Source organism: Flavobacterium sp. (genome assembly GCF_035456085.1).
Lineage (GTDB): Bacteria > Bacteroidota > Bacteroidia > Flavobacteriales > Flavobacteriaceae > Flavobacterium.
In genome coordinates, this window is sequence record NZ_DATIDY010000156.1 from 1 (window position 1) to 4,859 (window position 4,859).

General features: G+C 37.3%; 4 protein-coding genes. All 4 read left to right on the forward strand.

Translation table 11 applies throughout. The features are described from left to right. Positions 1 to 798: alpha-L-arabinofuranosidase C-terminal domain-containing protein (locus tag VLC96_RS12305; protein WP_325263311.1), on the forward strand; the 798-nt coding region annotated here is incomplete at its 5' end. Between the two features lie 164 nt (positions 799 to 962). Further along, positions 963 to 2,651 (forward strand): ribulokinase, encoded by a 1,689-nt coding sequence (locus VLC96_RS12310; protein ID WP_325263313.1) that lies wholly within the window; start codon positions 963 to 965, stop codon positions 2,649 to 2,651. Then, positions 2,638 to 3,336, forward strand: coding sequence for an L-ribulose-5-phosphate 4-epimerase (locus VLC96_RS12315; RefSeq protein WP_325263315.1), 699 nt, complete (start codon positions 2,638 to 2,640; stop codon positions 3,334 to 3,336). The genes VLC96_RS12310 and VLC96_RS12315 overlap by 14 nt, the downstream gene beginning before the upstream one ends. Before the next feature lie 107 nt (positions 3,337 to 3,443). Beyond that, positions 3,444 to 4,859, forward strand: a 1,416-nt coding sequence (gene araA, locus VLC96_RS12320) for an L-arabinose isomerase (RefSeq protein ID WP_325263317.1), incomplete at its 3' end; no start/stop codon positions are given.

Sequence of the window (4,859 nt, forward strand, 5' to 3'; positions counted from 1 at the left end):
ATCAAAGCCAAATACCCAAATATGATAATTGTTTCGGGTGCAGGACCATTCCCTGATGGTGATTATTTCGAATACGGTATGGAAGAGTTAAAAAAATTGAATGCCGAAATCGTAGACGAGCACTATTACAAAAATCCAAAATGGTTTAGAGAAAATGCTACCCGTTACGACAACTACGACCGTAAAGGGCCAAAAGTATTCGCCGGAGAATATGCTGCGCAAAGTGTTGCTATTGCTAGTCCTGACAACAAAAACAATTGGGAATGTGCTTTCTCTGAAGCTGCTTTCATGACCGGTTTAGAAAGAAATGCCGAAGTGGTTTACCTAACTTCTTATGCTCCTTTGATGGCTCATGCCGAAGCTTGGCAATGGACACCGGATATGATTTGGTTTAACAATTTAGAATCCTATGGTTCTGCTAATTATTATGTTCAAAAATTATTCGCTAACAACAAAGGAACCGATTTATTGGCCATAACCAAAGACGGTAAAGCAGTAACGGGCCAAAACGATTTGTTCGCATCGGCGGTAAAAGATAGTAACACTAAAGAAGTAATTGTAAAAGTAGTCAACACTTCTGCAAAAGCGCAAGATGTTAGTATTGATTTAAAAGGAAGTAAATTACAATCAACCGGAACCATTATCACGCTTACAAGTCCTAAACTAGACGACGAAAACTCATTTGCTGAGCCTAAAAAAATCAGCCCAAAAGAAGGCGTTTATAAATTAAAAGGAGAAAAAGCGGCTATAAATGTTCCTGCTTATTCGGTGACAGTTTTAAAATTAAAACTGAAATAATCCATTCTTGTTAAAAGCTGTTAAAAACAGCAAACACAAGTAAAAGTTAAACAACGATAATTCATAGGTTTTATCCATGTTTTCAAGAATAAAAAAAATAAGTGTTTTTTATACACTTAATAAATATTTATATATATATTTGTACCACATTTAAAAGTTTTGTGATGAAAAATTATGTAATAGGATTAGATTATGGTTCAGATTCAGTTCGTGCCGTATTGATTGACACTGAAAATGGGCAGGAATTATCATCTAGCGTTTGTAATTACAAGCGATGGGCAGCCAAAGAATATTGTAATGCATCTATAAATCAGTTTCGCCAACATCCTTTGGATCATATCGAAGGATTGGAAACTACTATAAAATATGTTGTTGAAAACAGCAAAGTAGATCCTTCGCTTATTCGAAGCATCTGCATTGACACTACAGGTTCGTCACCAATTCCAGTTGCCGAGGATGGTACTCCATTAGCATTGGTTAAAGGTTTTGAACACAATCCAAATGCGATGATGATTTTATGGAAAGACCACACTGCCATCAACGAAGCAAACGAAATCAACGAATTAGCTGCCAACTGGGGCGGAGAAAATTTTACTAAATACGAAGGAGGAATTTATTCGTCAGAATGGTTTTGGGCCAAAATTTTACACGTTGTCAGAGAAGATGAAGCAGTTAAAAAAGCAGCTCACACCTGGATGGAACATTGCGATTTGATGACGTATTTATTAATCGACAATAAGGATTTAAAAACGTTTAAAAGAAGCCGTTGTGCAGCAGGTCACAAAGCGATGTGGCACGAAGACTGGAACGGATTACCACCAGTTGAATTCTTAGAAAAATTAGATCCGTATCTAGCTACATTACGTGGTAACTTATATGATGAAACTTATACTTCTGATTTAGTAGCAGGTAATTTGAATCAAGAATGGGCAACCAAATTAGGACTTTCAACTGATACTGTTATTGCTGTTGGAACTTTTGATGCACACTCAGGAGCTGTAGGAGCGAAAATTGACGAACATACTTTGGTTCGTGTGATGGGAACTTCAACTTGTGATATTATTGTTGATACTAAAGAATCAATCGGAAGCAAAACGGTTCGCGGAATTTGCGGACAGGTAGATGGTTCTGTAATTCCGGGTTATATCGGATTAGAAGCGGGACAATCTGCTTTTGGAGATTTATTGGCTTGGTACAAAGAATTATTATTGTGGCCAACAGAGAATTTGTTAGCCTCTTCTACCCTTTTGAATGACGAACAAAAAGAACAATTAAAAGCTGAAATCAGCGATAAATTAATAGTGCAATTAACTGCCGAAGCTGAGAAAATTCCATTGTCTGAAAGTATTCCAATCGCTTTAGACTGGATTAACGGCCGACGAACTCCAGATGCAAACCAAGAACTTAAAAGTGCTATTGCCAACTTATCTTTAGGAACAAAAGCACCACACGTATTCAAATCATTGGTAAATGCAATTTGTTTTGGATCTAAAAAAATTGTAGACCGTTTTGAAGAAGAAGGTGTTCGAATTGATACAGTAATCGGTATTGGTGGTGTAGCGAGAAAATCGCCATTTATCATGCAAACTTTGGCTAATGTATTGAACAAACCTATTAAAGTTGCCCTTTCGGATCAGGCACCTGCTTTGGGAGCTGCTATTTATGCTGCTGTTGCTGCTGGAATTTATCCAAACGTAATTGAAGCTAGCCAAAAAATGGGAAGTCCATTTGAAAGCGAATATGCACCTCAACTTGACAAAGTAGCTGCTTATAACAAACTACTTTGTGCTTACGACCAATTGAGCGCTTACGCTGATCCATCAATAAAAAAACAACAACATGTCACAGTATAAAGATTTAAAACAAGAATGTTACGAAGCCAATATGCAATTAAACGCCTTGAATTTGGTAGTGTACACTTTTGGAAATGTAAGTGCCGTTGATCGCGAAAAAAAAGTTTTTGCCATCAAACCTAGCGGTGTTCCTTATGAGGATTTAAAACCAGAAGACATCGTAATTGTAGATTTTGACAACAATGTCGTTGAAGGAAGTTTGCGTCCATCTTCTGATACTAAAACCCATGCTTATTTGTACAAAAACTGGCCAAATATTGGCGGTGTAGCGCATACTCATGCTACTTATTCTGTAGCTTGGGCACAATCACAAAGAGACATTCCTATTTTTGGAACTACACATGCCGATCACCTAACTTCAGATATTCCGTGCGCTCCGCCAATGGCTGATCACTTAATTGAAGGGAATTACGAGCATAATACAGGAATTCAAATTTTGGATTGTTTCAAAGAAAAAAATCTGAATTACGAAGAAACAGAAATGGTTCTGATAGGAAATCACGGTCCATTTGCCTGGGGAAAAAACGCAGCCAAAGCGGTTTACAATTCTAAAGTTTTGGAAGTAGTTGCCGAAATGGCTTATCTAACTTTACAAATAAATCCAAATGCTCCGAGATTGAAAGATTCTTTAATCAAAAAGCATTATTTAAGAAAACACGGGAAAGATTCGTATTACGGACAGTAATTATTAGTTTAAAGTTGTTTCTAGTTTAAGGTTGTTTAAATCTTAAACAATTTTAAACATTTAAACGATTAAACAAATAAATAAATCAACGAATAAACATTATAAAAATGATAGATATCTCTCAAAAAGAAGTTTGGTTCGTGGTAGGAAGCCAAGAATTATACGGACCAGAAACATTATTAAAAGTAGCAGAACATGCTGCTATTATGGGAAAAGCATTTGATGAAGCTTCTCAAATTCCAGTAAAAGTAGTTACTAAAGACACTTTGAAATCACCAAAACAAGTATTGGATTTATGCTTAGAAGCTAACTCAACTAAAAACTGTATTGGAATCATCACTTGGATGCATACGTTCTCACCTGCTAAAATGTGGATTGGCGGTTTGAGTATTTTAAACAAACCTTTGTGTCACTTACATACACAATACAATGCTGAAATTCCATGGGCAACCATCGATATGGATTTCATGAACTTGAACCAATCGGCTCACGGAGATAGAGAATTTGGTTTCATGCTATCAAGAATGCGCAAAAAACGTAAAGTAATTGTTGGACACTGGCAAGAAGATCGCGTTTTGACTAAACTAGGAAACTGGACAAGAGTTGCGCTTGGTTGGAATGAATTACAAAACTTAAAAGTAGCTCGTATTGGTGACAATATGCGAGAAGTTGCCGTTACCGAAGGAGATAAAGTAGAAGCGCAATTGCGTTTCGGAGTTTCTGTAAATGGTTATGATTCATCAGATGTGACAAAACATATTGAGAAAGTTACTGATCAACAACTGGCTGATTTATTAGCTGTTTATGAGTCTTCATATAATTTAACTCCGCAACTTCTAGAAGGCGGTGAACAAAGACAATCTCTTGTTGATGCTGCAAAAATTGAATTAGGTTTAAGAGCTTTCCTTGAAGAAGGAGGTTTCGGAGCTTTTACAGATACTTTTGAAAACTTAGGGGTTTGGAAACAACTTCCTGGAATCGCTACGCAACGTTTGATGGCTGATGGTTACGGTTTTGGCGGTGAAGGAGATTGGAAAACTGCTGCAATGGTTCGTGCATTGAAAGTAATGAACATCGGTCTTGAAGGCGGAACTTCGTTTATGGAAGATTATACTTATCACTTTACTCCTCAAAAATCATACGTTTTGGGATCACATATGTTGGAAATTTGTCCATCAATCGCTGACGGAAAACCTTCTTGTGAAGTTCATCCGTTAGGAATTGGTGGCAAAGAAGATCCAGCTCGTTTGGTATTCAACTCGCCTGCTGGTGATGCAATCAACGTTTCGTTGGTAGATATGGGAACCCGTTTCCGTTTAATTGTAAACGAAGTAACTGCTGTAAAACCTATGGCTGATTTGCCAAAATTACCTGTTGCCCGCGTGCTTTGGGATTGTAAACCAAATTTGGATATTGCAGCTACTGCTTGGATTCTTGCTGGTGGAGCTCACCATACTGTCTACAGTCAAGCGGTGACTACGGAATTTATGGAAGATTTCGCCGACATCGCTGGAATTGAATTA